18 protein-coding genes and 1 pseudogene are annotated in these 19143 nt (G+C 61.4%); 14 read left to right on the top strand and 5 right to left on the bottom strand.

The features are described from left to right. The first annotated feature begins 13 nt into the window (after positions 1–13). The 8 genes from ACYZTK_RS23275 to ppnP all read left to right on the top strand — a co-directional run bounded on the left by ACYZTK_RS23275 (position 14) and on the right by ppnP (position 9344). Positions 14–1816 carry an acyclic terpene utilization AtuA family protein gene (locus tag ACYZTK_RS23275; RefSeq protein ID WP_462011965.1) on the top strand — a complete coding sequence of 601 codons (1803 nt, stop codon included), beginning with the start codon at positions 14–16 and terminating at the stop codon, positions 1814–1816. Between the two features lie 12 nt (positions 1817–1828). After that, positions 1829–2698, top strand: coding sequence for an SDR family oxidoreductase (locus ACYZTK_RS23270; protein ID WP_462011964.1), 870 nt, complete (start codon positions 1829–1831; stop codon positions 2696–2698). Between the two features lie 4 nt (positions 2699–2702). Then, the gene (locus ACYZTK_RS23265) at positions 2703–4319 is read left to right on the top strand and encodes an acyl-CoA carboxylase subunit beta (protein ID WP_462011963.1); all 1617 of its coding nucleotides are present in this window, start codon (positions 2703–2705) and stop codon (positions 4317–4319) included. A gap of 24 nt (positions 4320–4343) precedes the next feature. Continuing rightward, the gene (gene atuD, locus ACYZTK_RS23260; protein WP_462011962.1) at positions 4344–5501 is read left to right on the top strand and encodes a citronellyl-CoA dehydrogenase; all 1158 of its coding nucleotides are present in this window, start codon (positions 4344–4346) and stop codon (positions 5499–5501) included. Further along, complete coding sequence (locus ACYZTK_RS23255) at positions 5498–6298, top strand: enoyl-CoA hydratase/isomerase family protein (protein WP_462011961.1); 801 nt, start codon at positions 5498–5500, stop codon at positions 6296–6298. Before atuD ends, ACYZTK_RS23255 begins: the two co-directional genes overlap by 4 nt. Before the next feature lie 116 nt (positions 6299–6414). Beyond that, complete coding sequence (locus ACYZTK_RS23250) at positions 6415–8376, top strand: acetyl/propionyl/methylcrotonyl-CoA carboxylase subunit alpha (RefSeq protein ID WP_462011960.1); 1962 nt, start codon at positions 6415–6417, stop codon at positions 8374–8376. 71 nt (positions 8377–8447) lie between these two features. Further along, on the top strand, positions 8448–8990 hold the full coding sequence (locus ACYZTK_RS23245; RefSeq protein ID WP_462011959.1) for a 3'-5' exonuclease: 543 nt from the start codon (positions 8448–8450) through the stop codon (positions 8988–8990). Between the two features lie 69 nt (positions 8991–9059). After that, positions 9060–9344, top strand: coding sequence for a pyrimidine/purine nucleoside phosphorylase (gene ppnP / locus ACYZTK_RS23240; protein WP_054614024.1), 285 nt, complete (start codon positions 9060–9062; stop codon positions 9342–9344). A gap of 70 nt (positions 9345–9414) precedes the next feature. Here the strand turns inward: ppnP and ACYZTK_RS23235 are convergent, their stop codons facing one another. Continuing rightward, complete coding sequence (locus ACYZTK_RS23235) at positions 9415–10221, bottom strand: MOSC domain-containing protein (RefSeq protein ID WP_462011958.1); 807 nt, start codon at positions 10219–10221, stop codon at positions 9415–9417. A gap of 1201 nt (positions 10222–11422) precedes the next feature. Further along, positions 11423–12358, bottom strand: a complete 936-nt coding sequence (locus ACYZTK_RS23230; RefSeq protein ID WP_462011957.1) for a chemotaxis protein CheV — start codon at positions 12356–12358, stop codon at positions 11423–11425. Positions 12359–12779: 421 nt separating this feature from the next. On the opposite strand from ACYZTK_RS23230, the gene ACYZTK_RS23225 reads away from it, so the two are divergent. The 3 genes from ACYZTK_RS23225 (at position 12780) to ACYZTK_RS23215 (ending at position 15012) form a co-directional block, all read left to right on the top strand. Then, positions 12780–13250 (top strand): hypothetical protein, encoded by a 471-nt coding sequence (locus tag ACYZTK_RS23225; RefSeq protein ID WP_462011956.1) that lies wholly within the window; start codon positions 12780–12782, stop codon positions 13248–13250. A 212-nt stretch (positions 13251–13462) separates the two neighbouring features. Then, on the top strand, positions 13463–14356 hold the full coding sequence (locus ACYZTK_RS23220) for a sensor histidine kinase (RefSeq protein ID WP_462014958.1): 894 nt from the start codon (positions 13463–13465) through the stop codon (positions 14354–14356). Beyond that, positions 14353–15012: a response regulator gene (locus tag ACYZTK_RS23215; RefSeq protein WP_462011955.1), complete on the top strand. Its 660-nt coding sequence runs from the start codon at positions 14353–14355 to the stop codon at positions 15010–15012. The genes ACYZTK_RS23220 and ACYZTK_RS23215 overlap by 4 nt, the downstream gene beginning before the upstream one ends. Here the strand turns inward: ACYZTK_RS23215 and yegS are convergent. After that, on the bottom strand, positions 14996–15913 hold the full coding sequence (gene yegS, locus ACYZTK_RS23210) for a lipid kinase YegS (protein WP_462011954.1): 918 nt from the start codon (positions 15911–15913) through the stop codon (positions 14996–14998). The two genes, ACYZTK_RS23215 and yegS, sit on opposite strands and share 17 nt — an antisense overlap. Positions 15914–16113: 200 nt before the next feature. Between yegS and ACYZTK_RS23205 the strand changes: the two are divergent. Then, a pseudogene (locus tag ACYZTK_RS23205) lies at positions 16114–16326 on the top strand (hypothetical protein); the annotation flags it as partial. A gap of 71 nt (positions 16327–16397) precedes the next feature. On the opposite strand, the gene ACYZTK_RS23200 reads toward ACYZTK_RS23205, so the two are convergent. Together ACYZTK_RS23200 and moaB are read right to left on the bottom strand one after the other, a co-directional pair. Continuing rightward, a complete protein-coding gene (locus tag ACYZTK_RS23200) occupies positions 16398–17624 on the bottom strand; it encodes a molybdopterin molybdotransferase MoeA (protein WP_462011953.1) in 1227 nt (408 codons plus the stop codon). Further along, positions 17608–18147, bottom strand: coding sequence for a molybdenum cofactor biosynthesis protein B (moaB, locus tag ACYZTK_RS23195; protein ID WP_462011952.1), 540 nt, complete (start codon positions 18145–18147; stop codon positions 17608–17610). Before moaB ends, ACYZTK_RS23200 begins: the two co-directional genes overlap by 17 nt. Positions 18148–18228: 81 nt before the next feature. On the opposite strand from moaB, the gene mobA reads away from it, so the two are divergent. Both mobA and ACYZTK_RS23185 read left to right on the top strand, forming a co-directional pair. Then, positions 18229–18831: a molybdenum cofactor guanylyltransferase MobA gene (gene mobA / locus ACYZTK_RS23190; protein ID WP_462011951.1), complete on the top strand. Its 603-nt coding sequence runs from the start codon at positions 18229–18231 to the stop codon at positions 18829–18831. Positions 18832–18908: 77 nt separating this feature from the next. Beyond that, a complete protein-coding gene (locus ACYZTK_RS23185; protein WP_247292467.1) occupies positions 18909–19130 on the top strand; it encodes a YgdI/YgdR family lipoprotein in 222 nt (73 codons plus the stop codon). Positions 19131–19143: the final 13 nt, after the last annotated feature.

The following is a 19143-nucleotide window of genomic DNA, read 5'->3' as shown; positions in this document are numbered from 1 at the left end:
GACGGAGGTGAGCATGAAGCCAATTGGGCCTGAAACCATTCGCATCGGTTGCGCCAGCGCGTTCTGGGGCGACACCTCGACGGCGGCAGCACAGCTGGTGACGGGAGGTCGACTGGATTACCTGGTGTTCGACTATCTGGCCGAAATCACCCTGTCGATCATGGCCGGCGCGCGGATGAAGGATCCTCAGGCCGGTTACGCCAGTGACTTCGTTGAAGTGCTCAGCCCGCTGCTCACGCAACTCGCCGACCAGGGCATCCGGGTCATCAGCAACGCGGGCGGGATCAACCCGCAGGCCTGTGCTGCGGCGCTGCAGGTGGCTTGCGACAAGGCAGGCGTTGTGTTGAAGATCGCCGTGCTGCTGGGCGACGACCTGCAACCGCAGTTCCGGCAGCTGAAAGCCCTCGGTCTCCAGGAGATGTTCAGCGGCGCGCCCTTGCCGGCGATGTGCGTCTCGACCAACGCTTACCTTGGCGCACCGGGCATCGTCGAAGCCTTGCGCCTGGGCGCGGACATCGTTATCACCGGGCGCGTGGTCGACAGCGCCGTGGTCAGCGCCGCCCTGGTGCATGAGTTCGGCTGGTCGTGGCAGGACTACGACAAACTCGCCCAGGCCGCACTGGCCGGCCACATCATCGAATGCGGCGCGCAGTGTACCGGCGGCAACTTTACCGACTGGCGTGAAGTGCCGGACTACGAACACATCGGTTTCCCTATCGTCGAAGTCAGCCGCGACAGCCAGTTCATCGTCAGCAAGGCCGAAGGTTCCGGCGGCCTGGTCACGCCGCTGACCGTGGGCGAGCAGATGCTCTATGAAATTGGCGATCCCCAGGCTTACCTGCTGCCCGATGTGGTTTGTGATTTCACTCAGGTGAGGCTGGTGCAACAAGGTAAAAACGCGGTGCAGGTACACGGCGCCAAAGGCCTGCCACCTACCAACCAGTACAAGGTCAGCGCGACCTTCATGGACGGCTTCCGCTGCACCGCCAGTTGCCTGATCGCCGGCATCGATGCGGTCGACAAGGCACGCCGCGTCAGCGCCGCGATCATCGACAAGACCGCAGAAATTTTCAGCCAGCGCGGCTGGGCGCCTTACAGCGAAGTGAGCGTCGAACTGCTCGGCAGCGAGGCTACCTACGGCCCCCGCGGCCAGCGCCAGGACAGCCGCGAGGTGGTGATCAAGCTCGCCGTGCGGCATCCGGACAAACAGGCGCTGATCCTGTTCTCCCGGGAAATAGCCCAGGCCGCGACCGGCATGGCGCCCGGCCTCACCGGGATCGTCGGCGGACGGCCGACGGTGTACCCGCTGATCCGCCTGTTCTCATTCCTGATCGACAAGTCCGCCTGCACTCTGGGTATCCATCTTGAAGGGCAACTTCACCCCTGCGCCCTGCCCGCCATCGCGCTGCTCGACACCCACGACTTGCCTGTGCCGCTCGACCCGCCCAAGCCTGCCGGGCTGGCCGACGCCAGCGTAGCGCTGATCAAGCTGGCGGTCGCGCGCTCGGGTGACAAGGGCAACCACAGCAACATCGGCGTCATGGCCCGGGAGCCGGAGTACCTGCCGTGGATTGCCGAAGCCTTGACCCCGGAAGTACTGGTCGACTGGATGAGCCATGTCCTCGACCCGGTGCACGGAAGGGTCGAGCGCTGGTACCTGCCGGCCACCCACAGCCTGAACTTCCTGCTGGAAAACGCCCTCGGCGGCGGTGGCGTGGCCAGTCTGCGCATTGATCCGCAAGGCAAGGCGTTCGCCCAGCAGTTGCTGGAAATCCAGATACCGGTGCCGCAAAGCATCGCCGACCAGGTCAACTAGAGGATTGCCACCGTGGCCTACGATTCGATTTTCAAAGCCGGCCTGTTCGCCGGGCAAAACATCATCGTGACCGGCGGCGGCAGCGGCATCGGCCGTTGTACCGCCCATGAGCTGGCGGCGCTGGGTGCCCATGTAGTGTTGGTCGGGCGCAACGCCAGCAAGTTGAAAAACGTCGCGACCGAAATCGCTGAAGACGGTGGCAAGGCCGCCTGGGTGGTGTGTGATATTCGCGAGGAGGAAACCGTCAGGCATATTGTCAGCGAGCTGATCCGCGAGCACGGCCCGATTCACGGTCTGGTCAACAATGCGGGTGGGCAGTTCCCCTCGGCACTGGCCTCGATCAACCAGAAGGGATTCGAAACTGTGATGCGCACCAACCTGGTGGGCGGCTTCCTGATGGCCCGGGAAGTGTTCAACCAGTCCATGAGCAAGCACGGTGGCGCGATCGTCAATATGCTCGCCGACATGTGGGGCGGCATGCCCGGCATGGGCCATTCCGGCGCTTCGCGTGCGGGCATGGACAACCTGACCAAGACGGCGGCGTTCGAGTGGGGTTATGCCGGCGTGCGGGTCAACGCCGTGGCGCCCGGCTGGATCGCTTCCAGCGGCATGGACACTTATGAAGGCGCGTTCAAGGCGGTGATTCCAACCCTGCGCGAACATGTTCCACTCAAGCGCATCGGCACTGAATCGGAAGTCAGTGCGGCGATTGTGTTTTTGCTCAGCCCGGCTGCGGCATTTGTCAGCGGCAGTACCTTGCGCATCGATGGCGCGGCGAGTCTCGGCGGGCGCGCGTGGCCGATTCACAAAGCGCAGAACAGCGAGTCGTATAACGGTTTTCACCGCGCGTACCTGCCCGACGTACTCCAGGACAAGGACTGAAACCATGCCGGTCATCGAGTCGCAGGTCGATCCATTCAGTGCCCAATTTGCGCAGAACCACGCGGCGATGCTGGCGGGCATCGAGCAGGTTCGTCAGCTGGAACACAATCTGCTGAACAAAGCCGCCGAGGCCAAACCCAGGTTCGACCAGCGCGGCCAATTGCTGCCCCGGGAACGCCTCAACCTGCTGCTCGATCCGGGGGCCCCTTTCCTCGAACTGGCGAGCCTGGCCGGCTACAAATTGCACGATGACAAGGATGGCAATTCAGCCGGTGGCGGTCTGATCGCCGGGATTGGTTGCGTGTCCGGAGTGCGCGTGCTGGTGGTGGCGAACAACAGTGCGATCAAGGGTGGGACCATTTCCCCCAGCGGCCTGAAAAAATCCCTGCGCCTGCAACAGATCGCCATGGAGAACAAGCTGCCGGTGATCACCCTCGCCGAGAGCGGTGGCGCCAACCTCAATTACGCCGCGGAGATCTTCGTCGAAGGCGCGCGCAGCTTTGCCAATCAGGCGCGGATGTCGGCGATGGGCTTGCCGCAGATCACCGTGGTGCACGGCTCTGCCACCGCAGGCGGCGCCTATCAGCCGGGCCTGTCGGATTACGTGGTGGTGGTGCGCGGCAAGGCCAAGCTGTTTCTCGCCGGGCCGCCCCTGCTGAAGGCTGCCACCGGTGAAATCGCAACCGACGAGGACCTCGGTGGCGCCGAGATGCACGCCCAGGTAGCAGGCACGGCGGAGTACCTGGCGGAAAACGATGCCGATGGCGTGCGTCAGGTGCGCGAGATTCTGCGCCTGCTGCCATGGAACGCGCGGCTTGCCCTGCCCCCTCGGCAACCCTTCGAAGACCCGCTCTACCCCATCGACGAGTTGCTCGGGCTGATTCCCGATGATCCGAAAAAACCCTATGACGCACGGGAGATCATTGCGCGAATTGCCGACGGTTCGAATTTCCTCGAGTTCAAGGGCGAGTACGATCAGCAAACGCTCTGCGGCCACTTGCAGATTCAGGGCCGCGCCTGTGGATTCATCGGCAACAACGGCCCGATTACCCCCAGGGGTGCAAGCAAGGCCGCGCAATTTATCCAGCTGTGCGACCAGAGCCAGACGCCCTTGCTGTTTTTCCACAACACCACCGGGTTCATGGTCGGCACCGAATCGGAGCAGCAAGGCGTGATCAAGCATGGCGCGAAGATGATCCAGGCGGTGGCCAACGCTCGAGTGCCCAAACTGACCATCGTCGTCGGCGGCTCCTACGGCGCCGGCAACTATGCCATGTGCGGGCGCGGCCTCGATCCACGCTTCATCTTCGCCTGGCCCAACAGCCGCACCGCCGTGATGGGCGGGGCCCAGGCGGGCAAGGTGCTGCGCATCGTCACTGAGGCCAAACAGCTCAAGGACGGCCTGGTACCCGACCCGAAAATGCTCGACATGCTGGAACAGGTCACCGCGCAGAAACTCGACGGCCAATCCACTGCGCTGTACGGCAGCGCCAACCTGTGGGACGACGGTTTGATCGATCCGCGCGACACCCGGAGCTTGCTCGGTTACCTGCTGGACATCTGTCACGAGGCCCAGGTGCGGCCATTGCAAGCCAACAGTTTTGGTGTCGCGCGCTTCTAAGCGGCGATCAGGAGAACAATAAAAATGATCTTCACCCAGGAACACCAGGCACTGCGCCGCACGGTTCGGCAATTTGTCGATCATGAGATCAACCCCTACGTCGACGAATGGGAAAAGGCCGGACGTTTTCCCATCCACGAGGTCTTCCGCAAGGCAGGCGAGCTGGGCCTGCTGGGGATTTCCAAACCGGAAAAATTTGGCGGCATGGGCCTCGACTACAGCTATTCGATCGTTGCCGCCGAGGAGTTCGGCACCATCCATTGCGGCGGTATTCCGATGTCTATCGGCGTGCAGACCGACATGTGCACGCCGGCGCTGGCACGCTTTGGCTCTGACGAACTGCGCGAGGAATTCCTGCGCCCGGCGATCACTGGCGAGCAGGTTGGCTGCATCGGGGTCTCGGAAGTCGGTGCCGGTTCCGACGTGGCCGGGTTGCAAACCGGCGCGCGCAAGGACGGTGACGACTACGTGATCAACGGCAGCAAGATGTGGATCACCAACTCGCCGAGCGCCGATTTCATCTGCCTGCTGGCCAACACCTCGGACGACAAACCACACATCAACAAGTCGCTGATCATGGTGCCGATGAATACGCCGGGCATCAGCCTCAGTTCGCATCTGGACAAGCTCGGCATGCGCAGCTCGGAAACCGCCCAGGTGTTTTTCGACGACGTGCGGGTGCCGCAGCGCAACCGCATCGGCCACGAAGGTGCGGGCTTCATGATGCAGATGCTGCAGTTCCAGGAGGAGCGCCTGTTCGGCGCGGCCAACATGCTCAAGGGCCTGGAATACTGCGTCGACAGCACCATCGAGTACTGCAAGGAGCGCAAGACCTTTGGCAATGCACTGATCGACAATCAGGTCATTCACTTTCGCCTGGCCGAACTGCAAACCGAAATCGAATGCCTGCGGGCGCTGGTCTATCAGGCGACCGAGCAGTACATCAAGGGCCAGGACGTCACGCGCCTGGCGTCGATGGCCAAGCTCAAGGCCGGGCGCCTCGGCCGCGAAGTCAGTGACAGCTGCCTGCAATACTGGGGTGGCATGGGTTTCATGTGGGACAACCCGGTGGCGCGGGCTTATCGCGACGTGCGGCTGGTATCGATCGGCGGCGGCGCCGACGAAATCATGCTGGGGATCATCTGCAAACTCATGGGCATCCTGCCAGGGAAGAAAAAATGACCAGTTTGCCGGTGTGCCAGACGTTACTGCTCGAACTGCATAACGGCGTGCTGCACGTCACCCTCAATCGTCCCGAGAGCCGCAATGCCATGAGCTTGCAGATGGTCGCCGAACTGCGTGCGCTGCTGGCGGACGTACGCGAAGACCAGGCCATTCGAGCGCTGGTGATCGGCGGCGCCGGCGGGCATTTCTGTGCCGGCGGCGACATCAAGGACATGGCCAGCGCCAGGGCCCAAGGCCCGGACGGTTTTCGCGAATTGAACCGTGCCTTCGGTGCACTGCTTCAGGAAGTGCAGCATGCGCCGCAGGTGGTGATCACCGTGCTGCAAGGTGCGGTGCTGGGCGGCGGGCTGGGCCTTGCGTGCGTGAGCGATGTCGCATTGGCGGATCACCAGGCGCAATTCGGTTTGCCGGAAACCAGCCTTGGGGTCCTGCCGGCGCAGATTGCGCCTTTCGTGGTCCAGCGTATCGGCCTGACCCAGGCACGGCGCCTGGCGCTGACTGCGGCACGCTTCGATGGCACCCAGGCGCGACGGATCGGCCTGGTGCATTTTGTCGAGCACGACGCCCAGGCGTTGGCCGAACGCCTGGATGAGGTGCTGGCGCATGTGCTGTGTTGCGCACCGGGGGCGAATGCCACGACCAAAAAACTGTTGTTGGCCAGCGCGGGACAACCGTCAGATGCCTTGCTGGATGAAGCGGCGCAGTGGTTCAGCGAAGCGGTGACGGGGGCTGAGGGGGTCGAGGGGACGATGGCTTTCGTGCAAAAACGTAAACCGGGGTGGGCGCCTTCTTAACAGCATCGCGAGCAGGCTCACTCCTACAGGATCTGTGAACGACGCAGATCCCCTGTGGGAGCGAGCCTGCTCGCGATGAGGCCCTGAAATTCACCGACCAATCTGAGTGAAGAACAATGCCCTCCATCAACAAAATTCTGATCGCCAACCGCAGTGAAATCGCCTGCCGCATCCAGCGCACCGCCCACGCCCTGGGTTATCGCACCGTCGCCGTTTTCAGCGACGCCGACGCCGACGCCCTGCACGTGCGCATGGCCGATGAAGCCGTGAACATCGGGCCGGCCCCGGTACAACAGTCGTACCTGAACATCCCTGCCATCATCGACGCCGCCCGACGCACCGGTGCCGACGCTATCCACCCCGGCTACGGCTTCCTCTCGGAAAACGCCGGCTTCGCCCGCGCCTGCCAGGAAGCCGGTATCACCTTCATCGGCCCGAGCCCCGAGGCCATTGAACTGATGGGCAGCAAGCGTTTGTCAAAAATCGCCATGCTCGCAGCAGGCGTGCCCTGCATCGCGGGCTATCAAGGCGCCGAACAGGACGACGCGACCCTTGGCCGCGAAGCCGCGTGCATCGGTTACCCGCTGATGATCAAGGCCAGCGCCGGCGGCGGCGGGCGCGGCATGCGCCTGGTGCACGACGCCAGCGAGCTGCTGCAACAGATCCACACGGCCCGTTCCGAGGCACTGAACGGATTTGGTAGCGACGAGTTGATCCTGGAACAGGCACTGATCGATCCGCGCCATGTCGAGGTGCAGGTGTTCGGCGACCAGCACGGCAACCTGATCTACCTCGGCGAGCGCGACTGTTCAATTCAGCGCCGCCATCAGAAAGTCATCGAGGAAGCGCCCTGCCCGGTCATGACCAACGCACTGCGCCAGGCCATGGGTGAAGCCGCACTGCAGGCCGGGCGCGCGGTGAAGTACGTCGGCGCAGGTACGGTGGAATTTCTGCTGGATGCCCGGGGGCAGTTTTACTTTCTGGAAATGAACACCCGTCTGCAAGTAGAACACCCGGTGACTGAATTGATCACCGGCCTCGATCTGGTAGCGTGGCAGTTGCTGGTCGCGCAAGGCTTGCCGCTGCCATTGCGCCAGGAGCAAGTGCTGCTCAGCGGCCATGCCATGGAGGTGCGCTTGTATGCGGAAGATCCGGCCCAGGGCTTTTTGCCTCAGACCGGACGCGTCGTGGCGTGGGAGCCAGCGGCGCAAAATCACGTGCGCATCGACCACGGCCTGATCGCCGGGCAGAGCATCAGCCCGTTCTACGACCCGATGCTGGGCAAGATCATCGCTCACGGCGCCACCCGCGAAGAGGCCCGGCGCAAGCTGTTACGGGCAGTGCAAGACAGCGTGTTGCTGGGCGTGCAGACCAATCAGGCGTTGCTTGCCCAGTTGCTGGAACACCCGCAGTTCGTCAGCGGCGAGTTCAGCACCGGATTCATCGCCACGCATTTCGCCGACCACGACTGTTTGCGCCCGCGAGTTCCGTGCACTGCTGAACTGGCGATCACTGCCGCGCTGCTGCACCACCATTCGGCCCAGGCTCATCCGGCGCCGCTGGCCGGTTGGCGCAACAACGCCAGCGTCCCCCTGCACTATCGTCTTGGGCTGGAGGAGCAGGAGTGGGCCGTGGAATTGAATGCGGGTGCAGGACAACCGTACCGGATTCAGATCGCCGATCAGACCCTGAGCGTGAAGATCACTGAGTGCGACGGCGGCTGGACCACCCTGGAAATCGATGGCATTCGTCAGCGCCATGCCTACCGCCTCGAAGCCAGGCGCCTGTGGCTGTTCACCCGCCCTGGCAGCCTGTGCCTGGAAGACCGCACGCAAGCACCGGTCAGCACTCGGACCAGCATCAGCTCAGGCACCCTCAAGGCGCCCATGGATGGTGCGATTGTCGACGTGCTGGTGAGCGAGGGCAGCACCGTCAGCAAAGGTCAGCTGCTGGTGGTGCTGGAGGCAATGAAAATGGAGCATCCGCTCAAGTCCGGTATTGATGGAGTTCTCAAGCGCTTGCAGGTGTGCGTTGGCGACCAGGTGAAAAATCGACAGATTTTGCTCGAGGTCGAATAACTCGCTAGGCGGAACTGCCGGGTTTGGCTACGCTCAAAGCCTATCAGGACGCGGATACCAGGAACCCTGCGATGCCCCATTGGCTGGTGATTGATCTGGAAGCCACCACCGATAAGGGTGGTTGGCCAGTAACGGAAATGGAAATCATCGAAATCGGTGCCACCCTGGTGGATCGCAAAGGTCGAGAATTGGACCATTTGCAGCGCTTCGTCCGGCCACTGCGCCGTCCTTTGCTGACTCCGTTTTGCCGTGAGCTGACGCACATCACCCAGGCCAACATCGACGCTGCGCAGCCGCTGGACGAAGTCTGGGCGGCCTTTGAACGTTGGCTCGGCCAGCACCAGTCGAACCTGGAGGGCTGGGCCAGCTGGGGTGATTACGATCGCCAGCAACTGGTTCAGGATTGGCAGCGCCTGCAAATCGACAGCCTGCTCGGCCGGGTGCCGCACATTAATCTCAAGCAGCGTTTCGCCAAGGTGCGCCGGCTGGAGCGCCCGCTAAGCCTTAATGGCGCCCTACAACTGGCAGGCATGCAGTTCACCGGGCAGCAGCATCGGGCACTCGAGGATGCACGCAATACTGCGCGCCTGCTGCCGCTGATTCTCCCCGCCTAGAGTGGTGACGGCGCCCAGGGGCTTGTGCATACTGGCCAGCCCTTTTAAGCCCTTTTCGAGGAATCGCCCATGTTTAAAGTCAACGAGTACTTCGACGGCACCGTCAAGTCCATCGCCTTCGGCACCGCTGAAGGTCCGGCGACTATTGGCGTCATGGCACCGGGCGAATATGAATTCGGCACCAGCCAGCGTGAAATCATGCACGTCGTGACCGGCGCGCTGACCGTCAAGCTGCCAGACAGCAGTGACTGGGAAACGTTTGCTGCGGGCAGCCAGTTCAATGTGCCTGCCAACAGCAAGTTTCAGCTGAAAGTGGCCGTCGACACCGCTTACCTGTGCGAATACCGCGGCTGAAACCGCGGGTTTTCATAGCGAAAAAAAATGCCCGGGTCTCGCGACTCGGGCATTTTTCATTACCGGGCCGTCATTCGAGAACGGTCACTGGCATGCCGACTTCCAGGTGGCCATTGCCGTCATTGACCAAATTCTGGCCGAACATCGCGCCGTCAGCCTGGGCCCGGTATTTCTGCAAGGTGGCCAGCGGTTCGCGGTCGGCGCTGCGTTGACCGGTCTGCGAGTCGATGGTGGTGAGGATGCAGCGCGAGCAGGGTTTGACTACGCGAAATTCGACTTCACCAATGCGAATGCGCTTCCAGCCATCCTCGGCGAAGGCTGCGCTGCCTTCGATTACCAGGTTGGGTCGAAAACGCAGCATCTCCAGCGGTCGCCCGACCTGTTGCGACAGATCTTCCAGTGACGCCTGCCCGATCAGCAGCAGTGGATAACCATCGGCGAATGCCACCTGGTCATCGTCCCTGCCGTAGCCGGCTTCGGTGGTGCGGGCTCGATCGAGGGGGATCTGCACCAGGCGAGTCGCTTTGCCAATAAATTCGCTGACCCAGGCGCCCGCCTCATCTCCGGCATCGGGTACTCGCAGGCTGTCGCGAAAGATGGTCACACCGCGCAGTTCAGCGTCTGTGCCGGGCAGGGTGACTTCGACGACCGGGTGCCCGGGAGCGCTGAGGGTCAGGCCGCCCTTGGTATTCCATAGTGCCGATATCTGGCTCATGCTCGGCACTGCCCGCTGGGTGAGGAAGCGGCCGGTGGCTTGGTCCACGAGCATCCAGCGTCGATCGCCGTCCAGGCCCAGTTTGTCCAGGCGGGCCTGTTGCAGGACCTCGCCTTTGGCGGATTTCAACGGGTAACGATAGAGTGCGCTCAGACGCAGCATGGCCAGCTTCCTGGGGGGCAAAAACGCCACCCTATACGAGCTTGGGGTTGGAATCAAAGGCTGGGGGGTTGGGGGCATATCCGTTGCTGCGGTCACGGCCGCTATTGGTCCGCGCGTACCGACCTTTTGACACGGCTGCATTGGTCCGCCTGTATCGCACACTGGATCCCCCTGTAGGAGCTGTCGAGAGAAACGAGGCTGCGATCTTTTGATCTTGCTTCTTTTTCTGTGTACATATCCGTTGCTGCGGTAACGGCCGCTAATGGTTCCGCTTTTACAGCGGGTCACTTTCGAAAAGCGCGAAAGTAACCAAAGCGCTCTTGCCCCACCACTCGGCACCTCGCTTAGGCTCGGTGTGCCCTCACTCCGGCATTGCTCCGCGGGCCGCCGCGATGGCCCATCCATGGGCCAGCGCGGCTAAACCGGCATCCTTGCCGGTTTACCCGCTGCGCAATGCCTGCGTTCGGCCAGCGTGGTTAATGGGGCGCCTGCGATCACAAGCTAAGCCGTTTCGGCCTTCGGGCCGACCAAGGCATCAAGCGGGCGCGCTGCGCTTGTTTGGTCGCGCACCTTCTCCGAATCTGAAATAAGCATGTGTGGGAGGCTGATACCTGTGGGAGCAAAGCTTGCTCGCGATGGCGGCGTACCAGTCACCATCACTGTTGAACGCCAATCACTCATCGCGAGCAAGCTTTGCCCACAGGGTGTTCCATTCCAGGAAGTGCCATCCGCCGCTAATGCACAGCCGGACTATTGGCCAGGTCGGCTTTCAGGCCGCCTCGGCCTGGTTCTTGATCGCGGACGCCCCATTAACCACGCTGGCCGAACGCAGGTATTGTGGAGCGGGTAAACCGGCAAGGATGCCGGTTTAGCCGCGCTGGCCCATGGATGGGCCATCGCGGCGGGCCCGCGGAGCAATGCCTGTGTTCGGGCACACCGAGCCTAGGCGAGGTGCCAAGTGGTGGGGCAAAAAGCGTTTGGTTACTTGGCGCTCTTCCAAGTGACCCGCTGTAAAAGCGGAACCAATGGAAGCCGTTGCCGCAGAAACGGATATGTACACAGCAAGATCAAAAGATCGCAGCCTCGTTTCACTCGACAGCTCCTACACAGCTCCTACAGAAAACGGAGTGACCCGCTGTAAAAGCGGAACCAACGGAAGCCGTTACCGCAGCAACGGATATGTACACAAAACAAAACAAGATCAAGCCGACACGGCATCCAGCATCAACCGCTGCCGCACCACATCCACCAGCTTGTCCGGCTGAAACTTGGACAGGAAGTTGTCACACCCCACCTTCTTCACCATCGACTCGTTGAAACTGCCAGACAACGAAGTGTGCAGCACCACATACAGGCCCCGCAGGCGCGGATCGTTGCGGATTTCGGTGGTCAGGCGATAACCATCCATTTCCGGCATCTCCGCGTCAGTAAACACCATGAGCAGCTTGTCGGTCATGTTCACCCCAGTGTCCGCCCAGGCCTTAAGCATCTTCAATGCCTTGAGACCATCGCTGGCGATATGCATCTTCACGCCCAACTGACCAAGGGTGTCGCGCAATTGCGCCAGGGCCACGTTCGAGTCATCCACCAGCAACACTTCGCGTCCGCGTGCTCGTTCAAGCACCGGGTCCTCGAGTTTCTCCCGAGAAACCTTGGCGTTGTAGGGGACGATTTCCGCCAGCACCTTTTCGACATCTATGATCTCTACCAACTGGTCCTCTACCTTGCTGATCGCGGTCAGGTAATGCTGGCGGCCGGCGCTGGTCGGGGGAGGCAGGATGGCTTCCCAGTTCATATTGACGATCCGGTCCACACCGCTTACCAGGAACGCCTGCACCGAGCGGTTGTATTCGGTGACGATGATCGTGCTGGTCGGCCCCGGGACCAAGGGCCGCATGCCGATGGCCTGGGACAGATCGATCACTGGTAGCGTCTGCCCACGTAGATTGACCACGCCACAGACAAACGGATGACGCTGGGGCATCAGGGTCAGCTTGGGCATCTGCAAGACTTCCTGAACCTTGAACACGTTGATCGCAAACAGCTGCCGTCCCGCCAGGCGGAACATGAGTATTTCCAGGCGATTCTCACCCACCAGTTGCGTGCGTTGGTCTACCGTGTCGAGAATGCCGGCCATCATGACTCCTGGGCTTGTGCGGATGAATTCATTAAAGAGGGTTATCGGCTGCTGCAAGCAGACCTTGACCCTGGTGAAGATGCCATTTACAGCCATTGATGTCACATTAACATCATGCTCTACTGGCATTGATTGACTCGACTCCCTCTCGCGGCACGACCACGATTTGCTCGCCAGGTTCCCCTGCCTAAGGGTTACCCCTACCCGCAATCAGGCCTGACCTGATATTCGTCCTATCCGATAGCCATTAATGTGACGCCATTCTCATTGCATGAACGGAGTCGGCTTTTGTGTGCGATCAAAGGCAAGCGGTCTTGTGCCCGACCGAATACCCGGGCACGCGCCCGGACCAGCTGGAGCGTCAGCGCTCACGTCGCCACACACGACAAATCCTCATTTGACATGATGTTGTGGAGATAGCATGCGAATCGACCATAAAGCGTGGGCTCAACGGTTCACCGAGTTTCAAGTCGAGGCGGAACTGCTTTTGGCCAAAACCGAGGAATGCCTGAGTCACTTGCAGTTGATCAGCAATGACAACGACGCGATCGATTGCATTCTAAGCACTCTGCTCAAACTGGCGAGCAAGGCTGATGCACTCGCCCTTGCAGCCGTTTCGGGCTTCTCACTGCACATCCACAGCGTGCTTAACCATGCCCACCAGAACATGCCACTGCACAACGAAGCCCTCGGCGCATTGAAAGACTGCCTGACCCTGATCGCCTGGCAACTCGAGCTGATCGATCAGGACACAGGTCAGCTTTTCCTTGATGACAGCGAGCAGACCGAGTTGATTGAAGCCTTTGCGTTTCAGGTCGGCGACCGTCAGTTCCAGCCGCCACTGAGCGCAAAACCGTTCACCCTGATTAGTTTTCCGGCAGCTCACGCCTGACGTCTTCAAATCACGGCCACTGCCATTACCGTCTGTATAGGCGTGTGCGCTGACCGTTTCGCCCTCTGATGCCAGCGCGACCATCGGTATCTTCGGTGGTATCATGCCGACCGTTAATTGACGTCAATTAATGGCACATTGATTCCACCTCCCGGATACGCCATTGCACCTGGCGATCTTCCCGCAGCGAACATCCATTGGCTCCATCCGCTATGTACGCCAGCCTGAAGTCAATCATTGCGTGGCCACCCTCCCCCCTAAATGCGCGACGGCTGACGCTGCTGCTGTACACCGGCTCGGTCATGGGCTGCCTGCTGGTCTACGGCCTGTCCCTGCCGTTTCCGCCCGGTCTGCTGGCGCTGAATTTCGCGACGCTATTGAGCCTGTGGCTGCACCATCATCTGTCCAGTACGATGATCAAGTTCCAGCCGCAGGAGCTGGCCGATCGGCTGCTTGAAGTCCAGGAAAACGAACGTCACCGGCTCAGTCGCGAGCTGCACGACGATATCGGCCAATTGCTGACGGCGGCCAAGCTGCAAAGTGACTGGCTCAAGCGCCGTATGCCCGAAGAGCTGCAATCCCATTGCTCAGTCCTCTGCGACACGCTTGAGGAAACGCTGGTAAAAGTGCGCGACGTATCGGCAATTCTCAATCCCCGGCAACTGGCCAGCCTCGGGCTGGAAGCCAGCTTGCGCGCCCACCTGCTCAAGACCCTGGCCAATACCGCAGTGCACTGGAGTCTTGAATGCCAGCAGCGCCTGATCGGGATTCCCGAGGAAACCGCCGTTGCAGCCTTTCGACTGACCCAGGAAGCCGTAACCAATGTATTGCGTCATGCCAGGGCAAAAAACCTGCTGGTGCGCCTGCAGCGGCTGCCCCAGGGTTTGTCACTGTCGATCAGCGATGATGGGCAGGGGTTCACTCCTGCTTCAGATCCGGGCCGTGAGGGCCAACGAGGAATGGCCGGGATGTCGGAACGGGTCGGGCAACTGGGCGGCACATTGGCGGTCATCAGCGAGCCGGGCAAAGGCACGCGGATCGACGCACTTTTCCCCTGGGCGCCGCGGGCGCTGGAACGGGCCAGTACGAATAAGGTTCTGCATTGACTTGTAACTTGCTGCTGGTGGATGACCACTCGCTGATCAGGGCCGGCGTGCGCGCCCTGGTCCTGGATATTCCCGGCTATGCGGTGGTGGGGGAAGCCAATGACGGCTCGCACTTGGTCGAGATGGTGGAACGCCTGGCGCCGGATATCATCCTGCTGGACATCTCGATGAAACAGACCGGAGGCCTTGAAGCCTTGCAGCGGCTCAAGCGCGTGCGCCCGCAAAGCAAGGTGCTGATCCTGTCGATGCACACCGATCCCGCCCTGATAATGCAGGCCCTGGAGTCCGGCGCCCACGGTTACCTGCTCAAGGACACCACCGCCACCGAACTCGAACAGGCGCTGGATGCCCTGCGCAATAACGAACGCTACCTGAGCCCGGCTATCGCCCACACCGTGATCAACCAGGCGCTGGTGCGTAATCGTCCGAGCCAGGCGCCCATCATCGACACCCATAACCTGACGGCACGCCAGCTGGAAATCCTGCGCCTGATCGTTCGCGGCAAGTCCACCCGGGAGATCGCCAGCGGCCTGGGCCTGAGCATCAAGACGGTGGAAACCCATCGCTCGCAGATCATGAAACGCCTGCAGATCTACGACGTGGCCGGGCTGGTGCTGTTCGCGGTGCGCGAGCAGATCATCAGTCTGGACGATTAGCGAGCGCCGAACGACCCAACAGCGGCGAATCCTCCGGCAGATGCACCCGCAATGCCGCCGGACGGGCGGCAAAGCGCACGCTGTCGCCCTCCAGTGGCTCGCCATCAAGATTGATGTAGAGACCTTCCGACACCTTGATTTCGACCCAGGGCAAGCGGGCGCGCACAAACATGTTGTCGAGACCGAAGCCGTCGGCCAGCAGGTTCTTCAAGGTGCCCACCAGTTCCTGAGGGGCAGGCAGAATGCTGATATCGAGCAAACCATCGTCAGCCAGCGCCTCGGGGCACAGGACGTGACCGCCACCGGCCTGCCGACCATTGCCGATACCCAATGCCAGGAGCTCGCCGCTCCAGTGGAAATCCGGCCCCTGCAACTCGCCGTAGGCCGCGTGCAGCTCGCTGAAGCGCGACAGGCCGGTGAATAGATAGGCCGCCCCGCCCAGGACTTTTTTCAGATCTTCCGAAGTGTTGGCTGTGACCTGGCTGCCGAAGCCACCCGTGGCCATGTTCAGGAACACCTGCCCACCCGCCTCACCCAGGTCAATGGCGCTTGCCGGAACATCCAGCAGCTCCAATGCAGGCCCTGGTTCCAGCGGGACACCTGCGGCCCGGGCGAAATCATTAGCCGTGCCCAGGGGCATCAGCACCAGACTGGCGTCTGCCGAATGATTTGCCATGGCTTCGGCAATATCGCGCAGGGTGCCGTCACCGCCGCCGGCAATCACCTGCTGGTAACCCGCGTCCAGTGCTTCATCGACCAGGCGCTGGGCATCGCCAGCCTCCCAGGTGACCCGTACAGCGAGATCCCAGCCTTGTTCCCGTTTCGCTTCAACCGCGGTACGCACCGCTTCGTTAAGCGCTTGCTTGCCGTGCAAAATCAACAGCGCTTTGCGTTCGCTCATTACCGTCACTCCCAGGATTGGATTGCGTATGGCAGATGTTGACCCCGCCTGCGGGCAAAAAAGCCGTAAAAAAACCAATTATTTACGCACGGCGAGCCGAGGTCCTACAGCACGGTACTTTTTCTTACAAAAGGTCAGGAATTGGCTCAATTGACCACCCGCATCGATTGGTCCACCTTGGCGACTTCTGTCACCAGCCGCCCGGAAGAGAAGTGGACATGGAATCTCGCGTCGTTGAACTGAAGGCCCACCTCGCACACATCCACCGAGAAATGGATGAACTGCGCAGAACAGTCAGAATCATCAAGCATCGACTGGCCTATTCAGCGGCTGGAACGGTCGTGGTCCTGGGGGTATTGGCGTGGATCGCCAACAGCCGGTTCGACCAGGTTGTGACCTTGCTGGCCCGGTGAAAAGGGCTCGCCTGCAACGCAAAACCCGGCTCAATACACCGGGTCTGCGTTGCAGGCATTCGGCAGGCGCGTCAGCCCAGGACTTCACTCAGTGGAATAAAGCCGACCGACTCACCCTTGACCAGCGTGCGATCTTCCATCACTTCCACCAACCCCTCGGCCCACGCAGCGCTGCGCAGCACTCCCGAGCTCTGGTTCTTGTAGATGATGGCCTTGCCATTCTCCAGGCGCCCACGCAAGTACTCGCGGCGATTGCCCGCCATCGGCCAATCGAAACCTGCCGGCACCTGGAATTTCAAAGGTTCGGTGTCCTGCACACCCTGGCGGCGGAACAGATAGGGCCGGGTCAACAAGGCAAAGGTCACCAGGGTCGACGCTGGATTACCCGGCAAGCCGATCACCGGTACCCCGCGAAAATGCCCGAAGGTCAGCGGCTTCCCTGGCTTGATGGCGAGTTTCCACAGCGTCAACTCGCCTTCCTCGCGCAGGGCGATGCCGAGGAAATCAGCCTCGCCCACCGATACGCCGCCGGTGGACAGGATCAGGTCGACGTCATTGAGCTGGCCAAGGCGAGTGCGGGTGGTGGGCAGGTCATCGGGAAGAATCCCGGCGTCGATGACTTCGCAACCCAGTCGCTGCAACCAGCTGCAGAGCAGCACCCGGTTGCTGTTGTAAATCTGCCCAGGGCCAAGCGGTTGACCCGGTTCAATCAGCTCATCGCCAGTGGAGAGCACCGCAACACGAACCTTGCGGATGACGTCCAGCTCCGCGCAGCCCAGCGAAGCTGCCAAACCCTGCTCGATCGGACCGAGTCGAGTGCCCGCAGACAACACCAGTTCCCCGGCCGTAGATTCCTGCCCTTGGGGGCGGATGTTTTGCCCAACGCTCATGGCTTCAGTAAACCTGACCCGTTCGTCCGGCTGGAGCGCCGCGTTTTCCTGCATTTCGACGCAATCAGCGCCGGCCGGCACCGGGGCACCGGTGAAAATTCGCGCACAGGTGCCAGGCTGGAGTGGCTGCGGGGCGTTGCCGGCGAAAATCTTCTGGCTGATCAGCAGCGGCTCGCCCGTCCAGTCGGACAGGCGCAGGGCATAACCGTCCATGGCGCTGTTTGGCCAAGGCGGCAAATCCAGGGTCGAGACCAGATCATCGGCCAACACCCGGCCCTGCACCTGGGCCAACGGCAAACGCTCACGCTCACGTATCGGCGTGGCGTCGGCCATTTCCAGCAGACGCGCCAATGCCATTTCGACCGGCATCAGAGTGCCAGTCTTGCCCGGCTTACCCACGGGATTCACAGGGTGCCGCCTGTTTCAGATGAGGCACGAAGTTGCACGGGCGGTGCCGCGAGTCCAGCTGTTCAGCAAGAATGCCATCCCAACCCGTACGCACCGCATTGGTCGAGCCCGGCAGGCAGCAGACCAGCGTGCCATTGGCCAGGCCGGCCAACGCGCGGGACTGCACGGTGGAGGTGCCGATGTCGGCGACCGAAATCTGCCGGAACAGCTCGCCAAATCCGTCCACCTGCTTGTCCAGCAGGCAGCTCACCGCCTCTGGAGTGCTGTCGCGGCCAGTGAAACCGGTGCCGCCGGTGATCAGCACCACTTGCACGACATCTTCGGCAATCCAGTGGGCGACTTGCGCTCGGATTTTGTACAGATCATCTTTGAGCAGAACCCGCTCGGCCAGGTTATGCCCGGCAGCGCTCAAGCGGTCGACGAAGACCTGCCCTGAAGTGTCGGTTTCCAGGGTACGGGTGTCGCTGACCGTCAGCACCGCGATGTTGAGGGGTGCGAAAGGTACATCAGCCTTGGCTTTCATAGGCTCGTCCAGTTGTAGGAAAAACAGGCCGGTGTTATATCACAGCCCTCACTTTTTTCGCCGCCCCCATGGAGGCCTGCCATGACCTCGGAAACAGACTTGCCGCCCTGTTCCATTCTGCTCCTGGCCGGCGGACGGGGCCAACGTATGGGGGGGCAGGACAAGGGATTGCTGGACTGGCACGGCGAGCCGCTGATTGCGCATCTGCACCGTAGGGCGCGGCCGCTGAGCGATGACCTGATCATCTCCTGCAACCGCAACCTGGACAAATACGCAGCTTACGCCGACCGCCTGGTGCATGACGACGAAGGGGATTTCCCAGGCCCTCTGGCCGGGATCCGCGCGGGTCTGCAGGTCGCACGCCACCCGCTCATGCTGGTGCTGCCCTGTGATGTGCCGCGCATCGATACGGCGTTGCTGCAGGACATGCGCGAAACCGCCAGCCAGCAGCCGGACAAACCGCTGATGCTGCGCCATGGTGAGCACTGGGAACCGCTGCTGTGCATCATCCCCGTGGCCCTTCGCCAGGCATTCGACAGTGCCTGGAACCAAGGGGAACGCAGCCCTGGGCGGATCATGCGCGCCTTGGGTGCCACTGCCCTGCAATGCCCGGAGAACGACCCGCGCCTGGCCAATTTGAACACCCCGGAACTGTTAAGCATCCACGGCACTGTGTCAGACTGACACTAGCCAAGGAACTTGCGCGCGTTGTATACGTCTACAAGCTCAGTAACCAAAGAATTCATTTCGGAGACACACTCATGACTCAACGGACCCTCGCCACTTTCATGCTCGCACTGGGCCTTGCGACCCTTGCTGGTTGCTCCTCGCCTACCGTGATCACCTTGAATGATGGTCGCGAAATCCAGGCTGTCGATTCGCCAAAATACGATGAAGATTCCGGTTTCTACGAGTTCCAGCAACTCGACGGTAAAGAAACCCGCATCAACAAGGATCAGGTTCGTACCGTTAAAGAGCTGTAATTCTTGCGGCTAC

This window comes from Pseudomonas sp. LB3P31, from assembly GCF_054897945.1.
Note: the sequence above shows the minus strand (reverse complement) of the source record. Positions and strands in the feature narration are given on the sequence as shown.